We start from the raw sequence: 16225 nt of genomic DNA on the forward strand, positions 1-16225 counted from the left end.
CGGGCGTCTCTGCTCAGTCGATGGTGGACGCTTCGATTTTTTCGACCGCTAAAGGCGATTGCTTGCTGGCACAGACCTTGGTGTCCTGACGCTTGGCAACCTGCTGGATCTCGTTGCGGGCGACCAGGTCGGCCAGGGTGATGCCACTGAGGAAGGTGTGGATCTGATCGCTCAGGTCGCACCAGAGGTGGTGGGTCAGACAGGTATCACCCTGGTGACAACCCCCACTGCCCTGGCAGCGGGTGGCATCCACGGATTCGTTGACGGCATCGATCACCTGGGCGACATGGATACCGCCCATGTCGCGCGCCAGCTGGTAGCCGCCGCCGGGACCGCGCACGCTGTTGACCAGCGAGCCGCGGCGCAGCCGGGCAAACAGCTGCTCCAGATAGGACAGCGAAATGCCCTGCCGCTCGGAAATGTCGGCCAGCGACACCGGGCCCCGCTGGGCATGCAGCGCCAGGTCGAGCATGGCGGTTACGGCATAGCGGCCTTTGGTGGTCAGTCTCATGACGAACTCGAGCGGGTTGCATCGGATGACCCCGATTATCGGATTCCCGACAAAAAAGGTCAACTTTAAAACCGACCAAATCACTCAGGCATTATCTATCGGGGGGATAGTCCGCGGATGAGATTCGCCCCGGGCGGCCTTCTGGGTTTCGGTGAGAATGCCGCGCAGGATGTTCATCTCCAGCTTGCTGATGCCGGCCCGGCCATAGAGGCGGCGGAGGCGACTCATTAGGTGACGCGGCTTGGCCGGATCGAGGAAGCCGATCTCCACCAGGGTCTGCTCCAGGTGCTCGTAATAGAGCTCCAGCTCCTCCACCGTCACCGGCTGGGTGTTGAGCATGGCGGTGGCCTCGACCTTGTTCATCTTGGTCGGCTGGTTCTGCGCCGCGAGCCAGGCCATGCGCACCTCGTACACCAGCACCTGGACCGCTGCGGCGAGGTTGAGCGAGCCGAAGGCCGGGTCCGAGGGGATGTGCACATGGTAGTGGCAGCGCTGCAGCTCCTCGTTGGTGAGGCCGGCGTATTCGCGACCGAACACCAGGGCTACCTCGCCACCCTGCTCCACCTGGGCCAGGGAGGTGGTGGCGCATTCGCGCGGATCCAGCAGCGGCCAGGGGATGCGGCGATCGCGGGCGCTGGTGCCCAGCACAAGACTGCAGCCGGTCAGGGCCTCTTCCAGGGTGTCGACGACGATGGCGGCGTCGAGCACGTCGTTGGCCCCGGAGGCGCGGGCATTGGCCTCGCCGCTGGGAAAGTCCTCGGGATCGACCAGATAGAGGCGCGACAAGCCCATGTTCTTCATTGCCCGGGCGGCACCGCCGATGTTGCCGGGATGGCTGGTATTGACCAGAACGACGCGGATGTTGTTCAGCACGTGGCTATCCTCGAGCGGACGCGGGAAGTCGGCGCCGTATACTACGCCCACACGCGCCCGCTTGCCACGAATACCCCTTCCAGCGCCGCGAAGTCTGCTATCATTGCCGGCTTTCCTTATACAACCCAGGTGATTTATCCATGCAGCCCATGCTGAACATCGCACTGCGCGCGGCCCGCAGCGCCGGTGAACTGATTTTCCGTTCGATTGAGCGCCTGGACGTGATCGCCGTCGACGAAAAAGGCGCCAACGACTTCGTCTCCGAAGTCGACCGGGCCGCCGAGCAGACCATCCTCGCCACCCTGCGCAAGGCCTACCCCACCCACGGTTTCTACGGTGAGGAATCCGGCTACCTGGCGGGCGAAGGCGAAGGCGCCGACTACGTCTGGATCGTCGACCCGCTGGACGGCACCACCAACTTCCTCCGTGGCGTCCCGCACTTCTCGGTGAGCATCGCCTGCAAGTACAAGGGCCGCCTGGAGCACGCCGTGGTCCTGGATCCGGTGCGTCAGGAAGAATTCACCGCCAGCCGTGGCCGTGGTGCCGCCCTGAACGGTCGCCGCATCCGCGTCACCAACCGGCGCAGCTTGGAAGGCGCCCTGCTGGGTACCGGCTTCCCCTTCCGTGCCAATGACGTCGACCACCTGGACAACTACCTGGGCATGTTCCGCAGCCTGATCGGTCAGACCGCCGGCATCCGCCGTGCCGGCTCCGCCGCCCTGGACCTGGCCTATGTCGCCGCCGGTCGTTTCGACGCCTTCTGGGAAATGGGGCTGTCGGAGTGGGACATGGCCGCAGGCGCCCTGCTGGTGCAGGAAGCCGGTGGCCTGATCGGTGACTTCAACGGTGGCCACGACTTCCTCGAGAAGGGCCACATCGTCGCCGGCAACCCCAAGTGCTTCCGCGGCCTGCTGACCCAGATCCAGCCGCACCTGCCGGCCTCGCTCAAGCGCTGAGTCCGCCTGGCTTACGAAAAAGCCCCTGCCGGCCATGCCGACAGGGGCTTTTTCTTGCCTGCCGCAAAGAGACTTCGCGGCAGGCCGGCAGGGCTTACTTGACCACTTTCAGACTCGGCCGCGCCGGTGCCGGCTTGGGCGCCTCGGGCTTGCTGCCGCCAGTGTCGGGACCCTGGTCATCCGGCGGGCTGGGCTCGCTGTCGAAGACCATGCCCTGGCCGTTCTCCCGGGCATAGATGGCCAGGATGGCGCCGATCGGGACGTAGAGGTTGTAGGCCACGCCGCCGAAGCGGCCATTGAAGCTCACCGCCTCGTTGTCCATGTGCAGGTCGCGCACGGCACTGGGCGAGGCGTTCAGCACGATCTGGCCGTCGTTGGCATAGCCCGGCGGCACGCGCACCTCGGCGTAGTCGGCATTGACCAGCAGATGGGGCGTGCAGTCGTTGTCCACGATCCACTCGTAGAGCGCGCGGACCAGGTAGGGGCGACTGGAATTCATGGGGTTCTCCTCTAGCGCATCTCACGCTCGGTGACCGAAAGACTGGATCGGAAACTGTCGCGCGCGAACATGCGATCCATGTAGTCCTGTAGCGGCTTGGCGGCCCGGGGCAATTCGACGCCCAGGCGCGGCAGGCGCCACAGGAGGGGGAGCAGGCAACAGTCCACCAGGGAAAAGTCGTCGCTCAGGAAAAAGGGTTTTTCCGCGAAGATCGGCGCCACGCCGGTCAGGCTCTCCCGTAATTCCTTGCGCGCGGTGGCGAGGTCGGCGCCCGGCGCGGCCTGCAGGATGGCGTCCACCAGGCTGCACCAGTCACGGCCGATGCGGTGCATCAGCAGTCGCGACTGGCCACGGGTGACCGGATAGGCCGGCAGCAGCGGCGGATGCGGATAGCGTTCCTCGAGGTACTCCATGAGCACCTCGGTGCCATAGAGCACCAGGTCGCGATCCATCAGCGTCGGCACGGTGCCATAGGGATTGTGCTCGGCCAGCTGCCGCGGACACTCGCCCCGGCGCACGGCGATCAGCTCGCACTCGACGTTCTTTTCCGCCAGGATCAGACGGATCCGATGGCTGTAGTGATCCTCGGGATCATGGAAACAGGTCAGGCGGGTTATGGCGCCCATGGGTCCCTCCCCCGTTGGGGGCGAAGCTGCAAAGGAGGGATTATCTCGCACCTTGCCGCCCGCCACCTAGTCTCATCGCTCACTGTCGGGCAATCGCCGCCAGAATTCGCGCTTGAGCCAGAAGGCCAGGACGGCGAACAGCAGCAGATAGCCCAGCACCCAGGGCGCGAGGCGCCAGGCCAGGCTGCGCTCGGGCGCGGCGGAATAACCGAGGTAGGCGACCAGATCGTCGACGGTGCGCGCGAACTGCTCGGACGTCTGGGCGCCGCTGCCGGGTTCCAGGCGCAGCACGCAACGTCCCGCGCTGCAGTCGCGCACCTGGCGGCCGCGCAGGGCAGCCAGGACGTCGGGCATGCGCGTGCCGGGTGCCCTGAGGTTGTCGACCCCGAGCGGCCGCCCGGGCGCCACATAGAATTCCTGCAGAAAGGCGCGCAGCCAGGCCTCGCCGCGCACCGCGGCGATCAGGGTGAGATCCGGCGGCACGCTGCCAAAGGCACGCCGGGCGTCCTCGGGCTTGAGCAGCCCGAGCATGGGCGCGCTGGGGGTGCGCCCGGGCGCCCAGCTGGCGAGGTCGAGGTGAAGATCGGCGGCGACCCGGTCGAAGCGCTGGTACTCCTGGCCATGGCAGGCCAGGCAATAGCGGCCGAAGCTGATGGCACCGGCCCGGGGATCGCCTTCGGTGCCCATGGCCAGACCACTGCCCAGCAGCAGGACCAGCAGCAGAACGCGACTCATGACCGGGACTCCGCTGGCGTACGCGGACGACCCAGCCTGCTGTACCAGGGCATGCCCAGCAGGCCGATGAAATAGACACCCGCCGCCAGACGCGCCAGCAGCAGGCGCCCATCGGTCAGGGCGACTACGCCCAGCACGCCCAGGGCGACAAAGGCCAGGCAGGCCAGGTACAGCCCCAGTCGCGCCGGCCAGGCCTTGTGGCGGACCGAGCGGACCGGACTGCGATCCAGCCAGGGCAGCACGAACAGCAGGGCGATGGCCAGGGCCGCCAGGCCGAGACCGCCGGCCTTGCTCGGCACCGCGCGCAGCAGCGCATAGAAGGGTGCCAGGTACCAGGGCGGCGCGATATGTGCGGGAGTCACCAGCGGATCGGCCGGTTGCTGGTTGGCCGGTTCCAGCACCAGACCGCCCAGGTCAGGCGCCAGCAGCACCACGGCGAGAAAGACCAGCAGGAAGACCGCCAGGCCGCAGAGGTCCTTGAGCGTCAGATAGGGATGGAAAGGCACCCCGGCGGCACCGCTGACATCGCGCTCGTCACCCTCGGGATTGTTCGAGCCGGTCTGGCGCAGGGCGACGACGTGCAGGCTCACCAGCGCAAGGATCAGCAGTGGCAGCCCGACCACGTGCAGGGCCTGGAAGCGGCGCAGGCTGGCATCGGACAGCACTATCCCGCCGCGCAGCAGGTCGGCCAGGGTCGGGCCGATCAGGGGCACGGCCTCGACGGCACTGAGGGACACCTGGGCGCCCCAGTAGGAAAGTTGTCCCCAGGGCAGCAGATAGCCGAAGAAAGCCTGGGCCAGCAGCAGCAGATAGAGCAGCACGCCAAAGCTCCAGACCAGCTCCCGTGGCGCGCGATAGGAGCCATAGAGCAGGCCGCGCAGCATGTGCAGATAGAGGCAGACGAACAGCGCCGAGGCGCCCACCGCGTGCAGATAGCGGATCAGCCAGCCGAAGGGCACCTCGCGCATGAACAGCTGGACCGAGGCGAAGGCACCCTTCACGGTGGGCTCATAGCCGAACAGCAGCCAGAGTCCGGTCAGCACCTGCAGCGCCAAGATGAAGAGCAGCAGCGAGCCGAACAGATAGAAGACGTTGAGGTTGCGCGGCACCCGGTAGTCGCTGAGGTGCCGGCGCCAGAAGGCGCCGATCGGCAGCCGTCGCTCCAGCCAGCCGGGCTCCCTGTCCCTCATGCCACGCCCTCCCCGTCGCTGCCGATCACCAGCAGGCTCTCGCCTTTGAAGTGATAGGGAGGCACGGCCAGATTCAGGGGTGCCGGCTGGTCGCGATAGACCCGCCCAGCGAGATCGAAATGGGAGCCATGGCAGGGACAGAGATAGCCTTGGTTCGTCGTTGCGGTGTCCAGGGAGGGAATACAGCCCAGGTGGGTGCAGATAGCGGTGACCACGAAGATGTCCGGCCGCCGCGATCTCAGCCGTGGATCGACATAGGGTGGCTGGCTGGATTCCCGGGAATCCGGGTCGGCGAGGCCGGCCTGGTCGGCCAACAGCCGGGCCTGGTCGGCCGCACTGCGGCGCAGCACGCAGACTGGCTGGCCGCGCCACTGCACCGTGAGTTGCTCGCCTTCGCGCAGGGTTTTGAGATCCACCTCGACCGGCGCCGCCGCCACCTCCGCCGAACGACTGGGCCGCAGGGCGCAGACGAAGGGCACGCTACCCGCCACCAGTCCCAGGCCGCCGACGGCGGAGGTGGTGGCGATCAGCAGGCGGCGGCGTTGGGTATCGGGGGCGTCGTCGGTCACGTCAGGCTTCCCGGCTCCATCTCCAGCGTCACGCCGAAGCGCTCGCGCACCGAGGCGCGGATGCGCTCGGCCAGGGCCAGGACGTCGCGACTGCGGGCGCCGCCGAAGTTGACCAGCACCAGCGCCTGGGCGGCATGCACCCCCACGGCGCCATCGCGATGACCGCGCCAGCCGGCCTGGTCGATCAGCCAGCCGGCGGCCAGCTTGACGCTGCCATCGGCCTGCGGATAGGTCGGCAGACCTGGATAGCGGCCCTGCAGCGCGGCGGCTTCGGCAGCGGTCACCACCGGATTCTTGAAGAAGCTGCCGGCATTGCCCAGCACCGCCGGGTCGGGCAGTTTGCTCTGGCGGATGCTGCAGATGGCCGCGCTGACGGCCTCGGGGGTTGGCTGCGTGACGCCCGCCTCGGTCAGGGCCTGGCGCACCGGGCCGTAGTCCAGCACCAGCTGCGGCTTACGACTGAGGTGGAAGCGCACCCGCAGCACGATCCAGCGACCAGCCTCGGCCTTGAAGCGACTCTCGCGGTAGGCGAAGGCGCAATCGGCCGGACTGAGGTCATGGAGTTCGCCGCTGTGGCGGTCGAGCGCCGTGACGCCCGCACATCTGTCCTTCAATTCGACGCCATAGGCGCCGATGTTCTGGATCGGCGAGGCGCCCACGGTGCCCGGGATCAGGCTGAGATTTTCCAGGCCGTACCAGCCATTGGCCAGGGTGGCCATGACGAAGGGGTGCCAGGGCTCGCCGGCTTCGGCTTCCACCAGCAGGGCATCGCCCTCCTCCGCCAGCAGACGGATGCCGCGCGAGGTCAGCCGCAGCACCAGGCCCTCGACCCGTTCGGGCAGGACCAGGTTGCTGCCACCGCCCAGCACCCGCAGGGGCACGCCCAGTTGCCGGGCCAGCGCCAGGGCCGCGCGGACCTCGACGTCACTGGCGGCTTCCAGATAGCGGTCGGCTTCTGCCACCAGGCCAAAGGTATTGAGGCCCTGCAGCGGGACCTGCTGTTGCAGCTCAGCAACCATGACGGGCAGCCACCTCGGCGACCAGGCCATCGCAGGCGCTTTCCAGCAGGTCGAGGACCCGCTCGAAGCCGGCTGCACCGCCGTAATAGGGATCGGGCACCTCGTCCACCGCCAGGCCCTGGCGCGCCAGGAAGAGTTCGGGCACCGCGCCCGCACCCGGACGCAGCTGCTCCAGCCAGGCGAGGTTGTCCTGGTCCATGGCCAGGATCAGATCGAAGCGCTGGAAATCGTCCTCAGCGACCTGGCGCGCGCGCAGGTCGCCGATGTCATAGCCGCGACCGGCCGCGGCCTGGATGGCCCGGGCATCCGGTGCCTTGCCGACATGCCAGTCACCGGTGCCGGCCGAGTCCAGCTCCACCGCCTCGGCAAGGCCCGCGGCGTCCAGCTTGGCCCTGAGGATGCCTTCGGCGGTGGGCGAGCGGCAGATGTTGCCCATGCAGACGAACAGGATGCGCAGGGTCATCTAGGCTCCCAGCAGGCGACGGACGCGTTCGAGATCTTCCAGGGTATCCACGCCGGCCTGGGGCGCTTCCAGGGCATCGGCGACATGGATGCGCACGCCGTGCCAGAGGGCGCGCAATTGCTCCAGGGCTTCGGTCTCTTCCAGGGCGCAGGGACCCCAGCTGACGAAATCGGCAAGGAAGCCGGCGCGGTAGGCGTAGATGCCGATGTGGCGACGATAGGGAAAGCCCTGGGGCAGCTGCGCGCGATCGCTGGCGAAGGCGTTGCGCGCCCAAGGCAGCGGTGCTCGGCTGAAGGTCAGTGCCAGGCCGTTCACGTCGGTGCTCACCTTGACCACATTGGGATTGAACAGGCTATCGACGTCACTGATCGGCTCAGCCAGGGTGGCTACCCCGGCTTCGGGATGGGCGGCGAGGTTGGCCGCCACCTGGTCGATCACCGCCGGCGGAATCAGCGGCTCGTCGCCCTGGACGTTGACCACCAGGGCGTCGCTGGCCAGGCCGAGCAGCTCGGCCACCTCGGCCAGGCGATCGGTGCCCGAGGCATGGTCGGCGCGGGTCAGCAGGACCCGGGCGCCAAAGCCTTCGCAGGCACGCAGGATGTCGTCGTGGTCGGTCGCCACCACCACCTGCTCGGCGCCGCTGCGGCGGGCCTGCTCCCAGACGTGCTGGATCATCGGCTTGCCGGCGATGTCGAGCAGCGGCTTGTTGGGCAGCCGGGTGCTGGCCAGTCGCGCCGGAATGACGACGGTGAAGGCGGTGCTCATTTATCCAGACGCTCGTCCGTGGTGATGATGCGCGCCTCGCTTTCCAGCATCACCGGGATGCCGTCGCGAATCGGGAAGGCCAGGCCGGCGGCCTTGCTGATGAGCTCGGTCTTGTCGTCGCTCAAGATCAGCGGGCTCTTGGTCAGGGGGCAGGCAAGGATGTCCAGCAGCTTGAGATCCATGGGCAGAGGTTCCGTCAGTGAGAGTGTTCGGGCAGGAGTCGGTCGAGACGCCCGTCCAGCCAGGCGACGAAGGCGGCCGAGGGCTGGGCGTCCACCGCCAGGTACCACCAGTCGGCGGCGGCGAAGGACCGGCACTTGACCGCGTCCTTCTCGGTCATCACCAGCGGCAGCGCGGGGGTGAAAGTCAGGTCCGCGGCGCTGTAGGTGGCGTGATCGGCGAAGGCATGGGGCAACGGCTGCCAGTGTAGTCCTTCGAGGGTGGCGAAGAAACGCCCGGGGTTGCCGATGCCGGCCAGGGCGTGCAGGCGCTGCCCCGGCGGAAAGAAATCCAGCGGTCGCGTCTCGCCGCTGCGCAGATTGACCAGGGCACTGGGCTGCAGGGTCAGGCCGAAGCCGTCGGCCGGATCGACTGCGGCGCCGTTGTGGATCACGGCGTCCACCTCGGCCAGGCGCTCCAGGGGTTCGCGCAGGGGGCCTGCCGGCAGGCAGCGACCGTTGCCGAAGCCGCGCGCCGCATCGACCATCACCAGCTCCAGGTCGCGGGCCAGGCGATAGTGCTGCAGGCCGTCGTCGCTAAGGATGACGTCGAGCGATTCTTCGGCGAGCAGGCGTTCGACGGCGCGACCGCGGTCGGGATCCGTCACCAGCGCCACCCCGGTGCGCTGCACGATCAGCAGCGGCTCGTCGCCGGCGACGGCGGCGGTGTCGCTGGCCCGGACCCGCCAGGGCAGACTCGGCGGCGTGGCGCCATAGCCGCGGCTGACCACCCCGACCTTGAGCCCACGGGCGCGCAGGTGGCCGATCAGCCAGAGGATCATGGGCGTCTTGCCGGTACCGCCCACGGTGAGATTGCCCACCACGATGACCGGTACCGGCGCGCGATGGATGCTGCCCTGCCCCGCCAGGAAACGCTGGCGCTTGCGCCGGGCGACCCGGCGATAGAGGACTTCGAGCGGCGCCAGCAGGCCCAGGGCCGGATGCCCCTGGTACCAGGCGCGGACCAGGCGCTCGCCCAGGCTCACGGCCGTTTCGCCTGGGCCTCGAGGGTGGTGATGCGCAACTGGCTGAAACCCAGCTTGCCGGCGGCGTCCATGGCCATGACCACCGCCTGGTGGGTGGCGCGGCCATCGGCGGTGATCACCAGCGGCAGGCTGTTGTCGCCGCCGGATTCCCGCTGCAGCGCGGTGGTCAGGCCGGTCAGGTCGTTGCGCGCCAGGGTCTGGCCGTTGAGCGCCATCTGGCCTTCGGCGGTGATGCTGATTTCCAGGATCTTGCCCTGGTTGGCGGCCGCGGCGGCGCTATCGGCCTCGGGCAGTTCGATCTTCAGCTGGCTGGGCTTGCTGAAGGTCGCGGTCACCACGAAGAACAGCAGCAGGACGAAGATGACGTCGATGAAGGACGCCAGGTTGATATAGACCTCTTCGCGAGCGGCGCCCCCGGCGCGGCGACGGAATTTCACGCCGGGGCTCCTTCGCGGACGTCCACCTCGCGATCGCCGTGAAGGATGTCCACCAGCTTGACCGCTTCCTGCTCCATGCCCACCACCAGCTCATCGACCCGGCGCAGCAGGTAGCGATGGAAGAACACCGCGGGAATCGCCACCAGCAGGCCGGTGGCGGTGGTGACCAGGGCCTTGGAGATGCCACCGGCGAGGATGGGCGCATTGGCCATGCCGTCGTTCATGAAGGCGCTGAAGATGTCGATCATGCCGAACACCGTACCCAGCAGACCCATCAGGGGCGCCAGGGCGGCGATGCTGCCGAGGGTGTTGAGGTAGCGCTCGAGGTCGTGCACCACGCGGCTACCGGCTTCCTCGATGGCTTCCTTCATGATGTCGCGGCCGTGGCGGGAATTGGCCAGGCCCGCGGCGAGGATGTCGCCCAGGGGCGAGCCGGCGCGCAATTCGCGCAGCCGCTCGGCATTGAGCTGCTTGTCCTGGATCCAGCGCCAGACCTGGGCGAGCAGCGTCGGCGGTGCGACCCGGCTGCGCCTGAGGGTCCACAGCCGCTCGGCGATGATGGCCGTGGCCAGGATGGAACTGAGAATGATCGGCAGCATCATCCAGCCGCCCGCTTTGACCATTTCGAACACGAGACCGTTACCCCTGCCGCAAAATGCGGCCACTCTAGCACGAACGCCGGAGAGCCTGTTCAAGGGCTCGCGAGCTAGAGACAAACAAGGCGACAAGACCTGAGGAAGCGGAGTTTACGAATGGTAAATGAGCATTCCGAAGGTCTTTTCAACGCGGTTTGGCCGACGCGCAGCAGCCTTTGAATAGGCTATCAGGGTGTCGGCGGGCTTATCCGCCACCAATGCCGCACCTGGCGTTGCCCGCGTGGTACTTCCCAGCGACCCAGGGTCCAGCTCAGGGCGCCCCGCTCGACGGTGTCGTAGGGCAGCACGCCGCGCTCGCGATAGCGCGCCAGTACCTGGGGATGGGGATGGCCATAGCGATTGTTCAGCCCTCGGGAGATGAGCACGCCACGTGGCTGGACGGCGTCGATGAAGGCGGCGCTGGAGCCGCTGCGACTGCCGTGGTGCGGCGCGACCAGCCATTCCGCCGCCACGGGCACACCGCTGGCCAGCAGTTCGGCTTCACGGCGGGCGTCGATGTCGCCGGTCAGCAGCAGGCGCTCGCCCCTGGCCACGACGCTGAGCACGCAGGAGGACGCGTTGGAATCCGCCGCGGGGTGCCACCAGGTGGTGAAGGCGACCTCGTTCCAGCGCCACTCGGCCCCATCCGTGCAGTCCCGGGCGTGCAGTTCCGGCGTGAGGCGTCCCGCCTCGCCACTGAGCACCTGTCCTGGCGGCAGTCCCCTGGCCACGGCCGGCGCACCACCGGCGTGGTCGGCATCGGCATGACTGAGCAGCATGACGTCCAGGCTGCCGATGCCGAAGGCCTTCAGGTTGGGCAGGACGACCCGGGCGCCGCTGTCGTAGCTGCCCTGGCGCGGACCGGCATCATAGAGCAGTGCATGGTCACGGGTGCGCACCAGCACCGCCAGGCCCTGCCCCACGTCCAGCACGGTGATCCGTGCCAGGCCCTCCGCGGGTAGCGGTGGCGGGGGAAACAGCCCCGGCAGCATCAGCAGCGCGCCGAAGACTCGCAGCGGCACCCCCGCGGGCAGCAGGGCCAGCAGCGCGCCCAGCCCCGCCAGCCATAGCGCCCAAGTCGGTGCCAATACCGGTTGCCAGGCCGCCCCCAGGTGCGCCAAGCCGCCCAGCAGCCAAAGCAGTCCCTGCAGCAGGCCACCCGCCAGCAGCAAGGCCGGAGTTCCCAGCGGCGACCAGAGCAGGGACAGCAGCGTCCCCGCCAGGGCCAGGGGCACGATGGCCAGGTCCATCAGCGGCACGGCCAGGGCATTGGCCAGCGGGCCGCTCAGACTCAAGGGCAGGCCCAGCGCCAGCAGCAGCGGCGCCAGGCCCACGGCCATGCACCACTGGGCGCGTCCGAGGGTGAGCCACCAGGGCAGGCGGCCCAGGCGGCCAGCAAAGCTCCACAGCAGCAACAGTACGGCGCCAAAGGACAGCCAGAATCCAGGCAGCAGACTGACCAGCGGATTGGCGGCCAGCACCAGTACCAAGGCCAGCAGCACGGCATCCGCCAGCCGCACCTGCTGGCGCCCGAGTTGCCAGACCAGGCCCAGGGTGACCATGACGCAGGCCCGCTGCACCGGCACCTCGAAGCCGGCCAGCAGTCCGTAGCCCAGCGCAGTGGCGATGGTCAGCACCGCCGCGGACAGGCGCCAGGGCAGCCGGCGCGGCCAGAAGCCATGCCGTGCCAGGAGGACCACTCCGGCGTAGACGCCCAGGGCGATCAGGCCGATGTGCTGCCCGGAGATGACCATCAGGTGCACGGTGCCGGTGTCCTGGAACAGCTGCCACTGGGCATCGGTGATGCCCGAGCCGTCGCCCACCACCAGGGCGGCGAGCAGCCCGCCCTGCCCGGCCGGATCGCGCCTCTGCAGGTATTGCCGGATGCCGTCGCGCCAGGTCGCCAGGCCACTGGCGGCGGCCAGGCGCTGGCCATCCTTGACGCTGCCGGTGGCGCCTATGCCTTGGGCCAGCAGCCAGGCTTCGCGATCCTGGCCGAGGGGGTTGACCAGACCGGCGGGGCCGCGCAATTCCGCGGCCAGGCGCCAGCGTTCGCCGGCCAGCGGGCGCGGCCCGCCGTGCCAGCTCAGGCGGATCCGCGCCGGCAGCTCAAACGCGCGGCGGCTGGTCGCCCCGGCGAGCACGAAACTCACCGAATCGGCGTCCACCGTGGGCAGCCCGCTGATCTGGCCGTCGATCCACAGCACCCGCTGTTCCAGCGCCGGATCCAGGCGATCGTCCAGCGCCCAGTGGCCATTGAGCAGCGCCCAGGCCAGACCCAGCCCGAGGGCACCGAGCGCCAGGAGGCGGGTGAACAGCAGCACCAGGGCCACGGCCGCGAGGGCCGCCAGCAGCGGTAGCGACGGCAGCGTGGCGAAGGCGCGCAGGAGCAGCACGCCCAGGGCAAAGGACAGCAGAGCGGCGCGCATCAGGACTCCATCCATGGAGAGCCGAAAGGGCTTCAGAAGCGCGGATTAGAGCAGTTTGGACACCACAGGACCAGGGGCATGGCGCCACCTGGCCCGGCAGGAATCAGTCGTAGCGCAGGGCTTCGGCCGGTGAGGTGCGCGAGGCGCGCCAGGCGGGATAGAGGGTCGCCAGGAAACTCATGCTCAGGGCGGCCACGGCGATCAGCACCACGTCTTCCAGCTCCAGCCGCGACGGCAGGTTGCTGATGAAGTACATGTCGCCGCCAAATAGCTTGTGGCCGACCAGGCGCTCCAGGGCGGCGATCCAGCTGCTGACGTTGAGCGCCGCGATGACGCCCAGCACGCCGCCGATCAGGGTACCGACCAGGCCGATCACCGTGCCCTGCACCATGAACACCGCCATGATCTGCCCGGGCGTGGCGCCCAGGGTGCGCAGGATGGCGATGTCGGCCTTCTTGTCGGCCACCACCATGATCAGGGTGGCGATGATGTTGAAGGCGGCCACGGCGACGATCAGCAAGAGCAGCAGGCCGATCATGGTCTTTTCCATCTGCATGGCCTGGAACAGGCTGCCCTGGGAGATCGTCCAGTCGCGCGCCTGGTAGCCGTCGCCGAGGGCCTTGGCCACGTCACGGGAAATGCGCGGCGCCTGGAACAGATCGTCCAGCGCCAGGCGGATGCTTTCCACCTGGCCCGGCTGCCAGCCCTTGAGCGGCGCGGCATCGGCGACGTTGATCAGCGCCAGGGAGGCATCCAGTTCGGCGCCGACCTTGAAGGTGCCGACCACGGTGAAGCGCCGCAGCCGCGGGGTGATGCTGCCGGTGGCGCCGACCTCGGGGATGATCACCGTGACCTGGCTGCCCAGCTCCAGCTGGAAGCGCCGCGCGGCGATCTCGCCCAGCACGATGCCGAATTCGCCAGGCTTGAGGGCGTCGAGACTGCCCTGGGTCATGCGCTCGCCAACGATGGACACGCGTTTTTCCTGGGCGGGATCGATGCCGTCCACCAGCAGCGGCTGCATGCGCCCCCGTACCGAGAGCATGCCCTGCAACTGGGTATAGGGCACCGCCGCCAGCACATGGGGCTGCTGCTCGGCCTTGGCCGCCAGCGGGCGCCAGTCGTCCAGCGGCTGGGCCGCGCTGATGAAGGCATGGGGCACCATGCCGAGGATGCGGCCACGCATTTCCTCCTGGAAGCCGTTCATCACCGACAGCACCAGGATCATGGCCAGCACGCCCAGCGCCAGGCCGAACATGGAGACCAGCGAGAAGAAGGAGATAAACGACTTGCGCCGCTTGGCGCGGGTGTATCTCAGGCCGATGAACAGCGAAAGCGGTCTGAACATGGCGACCTCAGACCTGCCGGGCCGGCGTGGCATCGACCAGATGGCCTTCGTCCAGGCGCAGCATCCGGTCCATCTGGCCGGCCAGCACCTGGTCGTGGGTCACCACCAGGAAGGCGGTGCGCAGCGAGGTGGACAGCTCCAGCATCAGATCCTGGATGCCGTGGGCGGTGTGCTGGTCGAGGTTGCCGGTGGGTTCGTCGAGCAGCACCAGCTTGGGCTGGTTGACCAGCGCCCGGGCGATGGCCACGCGCTGGCGCTCGCCACCGGACAGCTCGGCCGGCTTGTGGCCCAGGCGATGGCCGAGACCGACCCGCTCCAGCAGCTTGGCGGCGCGCTCGCGGGCCTCGCCGATGGAGGCCTTGCCGATCAGCAGAGGCATGCAGACGTTTTCCAGGGCGCTGAATTCGGGCAGCAGGTGGTGGAACTGGTAGACGAAGCCCATGGCGCGATTGCGCAGGAGGCCGCGGGCCTTCTCGTTGAGCGCCGACAGCTCCTCGCCGTCGAGCCAGACACTGCCGCTGCTGGGGGTATCCAGGCCGCCGAGCAGGTTCAGCAGGGTGGTCTTGCCCGACCCCGAACTGCCGACGATGGACACCCGCTCGCCCGGTTGCAGGGTCAGCTGGACGTTGCTCAGCACCTCGACGGTCTGGGGGCCTTCCTCGTAGCGCTTGCCCAGGTCCTGGCAACGCAAAACGGCTCGATCATTCATAACGCAGGGCCTCGGCGGGTTGGGTACGGGCGGCGCTCCAGGAGGGATAGAGCGTGGCCAGGAAGCTCAGGGCAAAGGACGCGCCGCAGACCAGCAGGACGTCGTGCAGCTGCAGCTGCGCCGGCAGGTAGTCGATGAAGTACACCTCGGCGTTGAGGAACTGGTGCCCGGTGACCCGCTGCACCCAGGCCAGGGCGGCGCTGACGTTGAGCGCGGCGAGCACGCCCAGCAGGCAGCCGATGGCGGTGCCGATGACGCCGATGAAGGTCCCCTGGACCATGAACACCGCCATGATCTGCCGGGGCGTGGCGCCCAGGGTGCGCAGGATGGCGATGTCGGATTTCTTGTCGGTCACCACCATCACCAGGGTGGAGACGATGTTGAAGGCGGCCACGGCGACGATCAGCAGCAGGAGCAGGCCGATCATGGTCTTTTCCATGCCGATGGCCTGGTAGAGATTGCCGTGGGTGCGGGTCCAGTCGCGGGCGTACCAGTCGTTGCCCGGCAGCTGGCGAGCGATGTTCCAGGACACGTCCGGCGCCTGGAACAGGTCGTGCAGCTTGAGGCGCACGCCCTGCACCGCGTTCGCCGGCCAGCGCTGCAGCCGCGCGGCGTCCTCGATGTCGATCAGGCCCACCGAGCCGTCCAGCTCGCCGGCGCCGACGCTGAAGATGCCCACCACGGTGAATCTCTTCATGCGCGGAAACATGCCGGCCGGGGTCACGGCCACTTCCGGGGCGATATAGGTGAGCTTGTCGCCGACCTTGACGCGCAGTTTCTCGGCGGCCAGGGAGCCGATGATGATGCCGAATTCGCCCGGCTTGAGGTCGTCGAGCCGGCCCTCGCGCATGAAGCTGGGGATGATCGAGACCTTGGGCTCCTCGGCCGGATCGATGGCGTTGAGCAATACCGTCTGCACCGCCTTGTCGTGGGCCAGCATGCCCTGCAACTGGGTGAAGGGCGCCACCGCGGCCACCTGGCTGTTCTGCAGCGCCAATTCGCGCACGCTGCGCCAGTCGTTGACCGGCTGGTAGGACTCCACCGTCGCATGGGGAATCATGCCGAGGACGCGATCGCGCATCTCGCGATCGAAGCCGTTCATGACCGACAGCACCACGATCATCACGACCACGCCGAGGGCCAGGCCGATCATGGAGGTGAGCGAGATGAAGGAGACGAAATGGTTGCGGCGCTTGGCGCGGACGTAACGCAGGCCAAGGTAGATCGGCAGGGGTCTGAACATAGGCTCGCTTGCACGGC

At 68.2% G+C, this 16225-nt stretch carries 19 protein-coding genes; 1 reads left to right on the top strand and 18 read right to left on the bottom strand.

The annotated features are described in order from the left end of the window. Positions 1 to 13: 13 nt before the first annotated feature. Both iscR and trmJ read right to left on the bottom strand, forming a co-directional pair. The gene (iscR, locus tag OXS31_RS19150) at positions 14 to 511 is read right to left on the bottom strand and encodes a Fe-S cluster assembly transcriptional regulator IscR (RefSeq protein WP_027598345.1); all 498 of its coding nucleotides are present in this window, start codon (positions 509 to 511) and stop codon (positions 14 to 16) included. 84 nt (positions 512 to 595) lie between these two features. Beyond that, positions 596 to 1384, bottom strand: coding sequence for a tRNA (cytosine(32)/uridine(32)-2'-O)-methyltransferase TrmJ (gene trmJ, locus OXS31_RS19155; RefSeq protein WP_027598346.1), 789 nt, complete (start codon positions 1382 to 1384; stop codon positions 596 to 598). A 140-nt stretch (positions 1385 to 1524) separates the two neighbouring features. Here trmJ and suhB point away from each other — a divergent pair, with 140 nt between their 5' ends. Further along, entirely contained in the window at positions 1525 to 2340 is an 816-nt protein-coding gene (gene suhB / locus OXS31_RS19160) for an inositol-phosphate phosphatase (RefSeq protein WP_027598347.1), read from the top strand. Between the two features lie 94 nt (positions 2341 to 2434). On the opposite strand, the gene OXS31_RS19165 is transcribed toward suhB, so the two are convergent. The 16 genes from OXS31_RS19165 to OXS31_RS19240 form a co-directional block, all read right to left on the bottom strand. After that, positions 2435 to 2839 carry a ClpXP protease specificity-enhancing factor gene (locus tag OXS31_RS19165; RefSeq protein WP_007162414.1) on the bottom strand — a complete coding sequence of 135 codons (405 nt, stop codon included), beginning with the start codon at positions 2837 to 2839 and terminating at the stop codon, positions 2435 to 2437. 11 nt (positions 2840 to 2850) lie between these two features. Further along, the gene (locus OXS31_RS19170) at positions 2851 to 3465 is read right to left on the bottom strand and encodes a glutathione S-transferase N-terminal domain-containing protein (RefSeq protein WP_027598348.1); all 615 of its coding nucleotides are present in this window, start codon (positions 3463 to 3465) and stop codon (positions 2851 to 2853) included. A 72-nt stretch (positions 3466 to 3537) separates the two neighbouring features. Further along, a complete protein-coding gene (locus OXS31_RS19175) occupies positions 3538 to 4200 on the bottom strand; it encodes a cytochrome c1 (protein WP_267401395.1) in 663 nt (220 codons plus the stop codon). Next, a complete protein-coding gene (locus tag OXS31_RS19180; RefSeq protein ID WP_267401396.1) occupies positions 4197 to 5390 on the bottom strand; it encodes a cytochrome bc complex cytochrome b subunit in 1194 nt (397 codons plus the stop codon). The genes OXS31_RS19175 and OXS31_RS19180 overlap by 4 nt, the downstream gene beginning before the upstream one ends. Then, a complete protein-coding gene (petA, locus tag OXS31_RS19185; protein ID WP_267401397.1) occupies positions 5387 to 5959 on the bottom strand; it encodes a ubiquinol-cytochrome c reductase iron-sulfur subunit in 573 nt (190 codons plus the stop codon). The genes OXS31_RS19180 and petA overlap by 4 nt, the downstream gene beginning before the upstream one ends. Beyond that, on the bottom strand, positions 5956 to 6978 hold the full coding sequence (murB, locus tag OXS31_RS19190) for a UDP-N-acetylmuramate dehydrogenase (protein WP_267401398.1): 1023 nt from the start codon (positions 6976 to 6978) through the stop codon (positions 5956 to 5958). Before murB ends, petA begins: the two co-directional genes overlap by 4 nt. Beyond that, positions 6968 to 7441, bottom strand: coding sequence for a low molecular weight protein-tyrosine-phosphatase (locus OXS31_RS19195; RefSeq protein ID WP_267401400.1), 474 nt, complete (start codon positions 7439 to 7441; stop codon positions 6968 to 6970). The genes murB and OXS31_RS19195 overlap by 11 nt, the downstream gene beginning before the upstream one ends. Further along, entirely contained in the window at positions 7442 to 8206 is a 765-nt protein-coding gene (gene kdsB / locus OXS31_RS19200) for a 3-deoxy-manno-octulosonate cytidylyltransferase (RefSeq protein WP_044343183.1), read from the bottom strand. It lies immediately after the preceding gene. After that, on the bottom strand, positions 8203 to 8388 hold the full coding sequence (locus tag OXS31_RS19205; RefSeq protein WP_007162406.1) for a Trm112 family protein: 186 nt from the start codon (positions 8386 to 8388) through the stop codon (positions 8203 to 8205). The genes kdsB and OXS31_RS19205 overlap by 4 nt, the downstream gene beginning before the upstream one ends. Positions 8389 to 8402: 14 nt before the next feature. Further along, the gene (gene lpxK / locus OXS31_RS19210; protein WP_267401404.1) at positions 8403 to 9410 is read right to left on the bottom strand and encodes a tetraacyldisaccharide 4'-kinase; all 1008 of its coding nucleotides are present in this window, start codon (positions 9408 to 9410) and stop codon (positions 8403 to 8405) included. Then, positions 9407 to 9847 (bottom strand): biopolymer transporter ExbD, encoded by a 441-nt coding sequence (locus tag OXS31_RS19215; RefSeq protein ID WP_007162404.1) that lies wholly within the window; start codon positions 9845 to 9847, stop codon positions 9407 to 9409. The genes lpxK and OXS31_RS19215 overlap by 4 nt, the downstream gene beginning before the upstream one ends. Then, entirely contained in the window at positions 9844 to 10479 is a 636-nt protein-coding gene (locus OXS31_RS19220) for a MotA/TolQ/ExbB proton channel family protein (protein WP_007162403.1), read from the bottom strand. The genes OXS31_RS19215 and OXS31_RS19220 overlap by 4 nt, the downstream gene beginning before the upstream one ends. A 191-nt stretch (positions 10480 to 10670) precedes the next feature. Continuing rightward, the gene (locus OXS31_RS19225) at positions 10671 to 12911 is read right to left on the bottom strand and encodes a DNA internalization-related competence protein ComEC/Rec2 (protein WP_267401405.1); all 2241 of its coding nucleotides are present in this window, start codon (positions 12909 to 12911) and stop codon (positions 10671 to 10673) included. Between the two features lie 103 nt (positions 12912 to 13014). Then, the gene (locus OXS31_RS19230; protein ID WP_027598358.1) at positions 13015 to 14256 is read right to left on the bottom strand and encodes a lipoprotein-releasing ABC transporter permease subunit; all 1242 of its coding nucleotides are present in this window, start codon (positions 14254 to 14256) and stop codon (positions 13015 to 13017) included. Between the two features lie 7 nt (positions 14257 to 14263). After that, positions 14264 to 14965 (bottom strand): lipoprotein-releasing ABC transporter ATP-binding protein LolD, encoded by a 702-nt coding sequence (gene lolD, locus OXS31_RS19235; RefSeq protein WP_026083696.1) that lies wholly within the window; start codon positions 14963 to 14965, stop codon positions 14264 to 14266. Next, positions 14958 to 16208 carry a lipoprotein-releasing ABC transporter permease subunit gene (locus OXS31_RS19240; RefSeq protein WP_267401407.1) on the bottom strand — a complete coding sequence of 417 codons (1251 nt, stop codon included), beginning with the start codon at positions 16206 to 16208 and terminating at the stop codon, positions 14958 to 14960. The genes lolD and OXS31_RS19240 overlap by 8 nt, the downstream gene beginning before the upstream one ends. Between the last annotated feature and the right edge of the window lie 17 nt (positions 16209 to 16225).

This window comes from Pseudomonas sp. GM_Psu_1 (assembly GCF_026544185.1).
GTDB classification, from domain to species: domain Bacteria; phylum Pseudomonadota; class Gammaproteobacteria; order Pseudomonadales; family Pseudomonadaceae; genus Chryseomonas; species Chryseomonas oryzihabitans.

What these genes read in the sequence shown, in the direction of transcription:
- iscR (WP_027598345.1), bottom strand. Translation starts at nt 511, where the DNA reads ATGAGACTGACCACCAAAGGCCGCTATGCCGTAACCGCCATGCTCGAC.
- suhB (WP_027598347.1), top strand. Translation starts at nt 1,525, where the DNA reads ATGCAGCCCATGCTGAACATCGCACTGCGCGCGGCCCGCAGCGCCGGT.
- OXS31_RS19165 (WP_007162414.1), bottom strand. Translation starts at nt 2,839, where the DNA reads ATGAATTCCAGTCGCCCCTACCTGGTCCGCGCGCTCTACGAGTGGATC.
- OXS31_RS19170 (WP_027598348.1), bottom strand. Translation starts at nt 3,465, where the DNA reads ATGGGCGCCATAACCCGCCTGACCTGTTTCCATGATCCCGAGGATCAC.
- OXS31_RS19175 (WP_267401395.1), bottom strand. Translation starts at nt 4,200, where the DNA reads ATGAGTCGCGTTCTGCTGCTGGTCCTGCTGCTGGGCAGTGGTCTGGCC.
- OXS31_RS19180 (WP_267401396.1), bottom strand. Translation starts at nt 5,390, where the DNA reads ATGAGGGACAGGGAGCCCGGCTGGCTGGAGCGACGGCTGCCGATCGGC.
- murB (WP_267401398.1), bottom strand. Translation starts at nt 6,978, where the DNA reads ATGGTTGCTGAGCTGCAACAGCAGGTCCCGCTGCAGGGCCTCAATACC.
- OXS31_RS19195 (WP_267401400.1), bottom strand. Translation starts at nt 7,441, where the DNA reads ATGACCCTGCGCATCCTGTTCGTCTGCATGGGCAACATCTGCCGCTCG.
- kdsB (WP_044343183.1), bottom strand. Translation starts at nt 8,206, where the DNA reads ATGAGCACCGCCTTCACCGTCGTCATTCCGGCGCGACTGGCCAGCACC.
- OXS31_RS19205 (WP_007162406.1), bottom strand. Translation starts at nt 8,388, where the DNA reads ATGGATCTCAAGCTGCTGGACATCCTTGCCTGCCCCCTGACCAAGAGC.
- OXS31_RS19225 (WP_267401405.1), bottom strand. Translation starts at nt 12,911, where the DNA reads ATGCGCGCCGCTCTGCTGTCCTTTGCCCTGGGCGTGCTGCTCCTGCGC.
- OXS31_RS19230 (WP_027598358.1), bottom strand. Translation starts at nt 14,256, where the DNA reads ATGTTCAGACCGCTTTCGCTGTTCATCGGCCTGAGATACACCCGCGCC.
- lolD (WP_026083696.1), bottom strand. Translation starts at nt 14,965, where the DNA reads ATGAATGATCGAGCCGTTTTGCGTTGCCAGGACCTGGGCAAGCGCTAC.
- OXS31_RS19240 (WP_267401407.1), bottom strand. Translation starts at nt 16,208, where the DNA reads ATGTTCAGACCCCTGCCGATCTACCTTGGCCTGCGTTACGTCCGCGCC.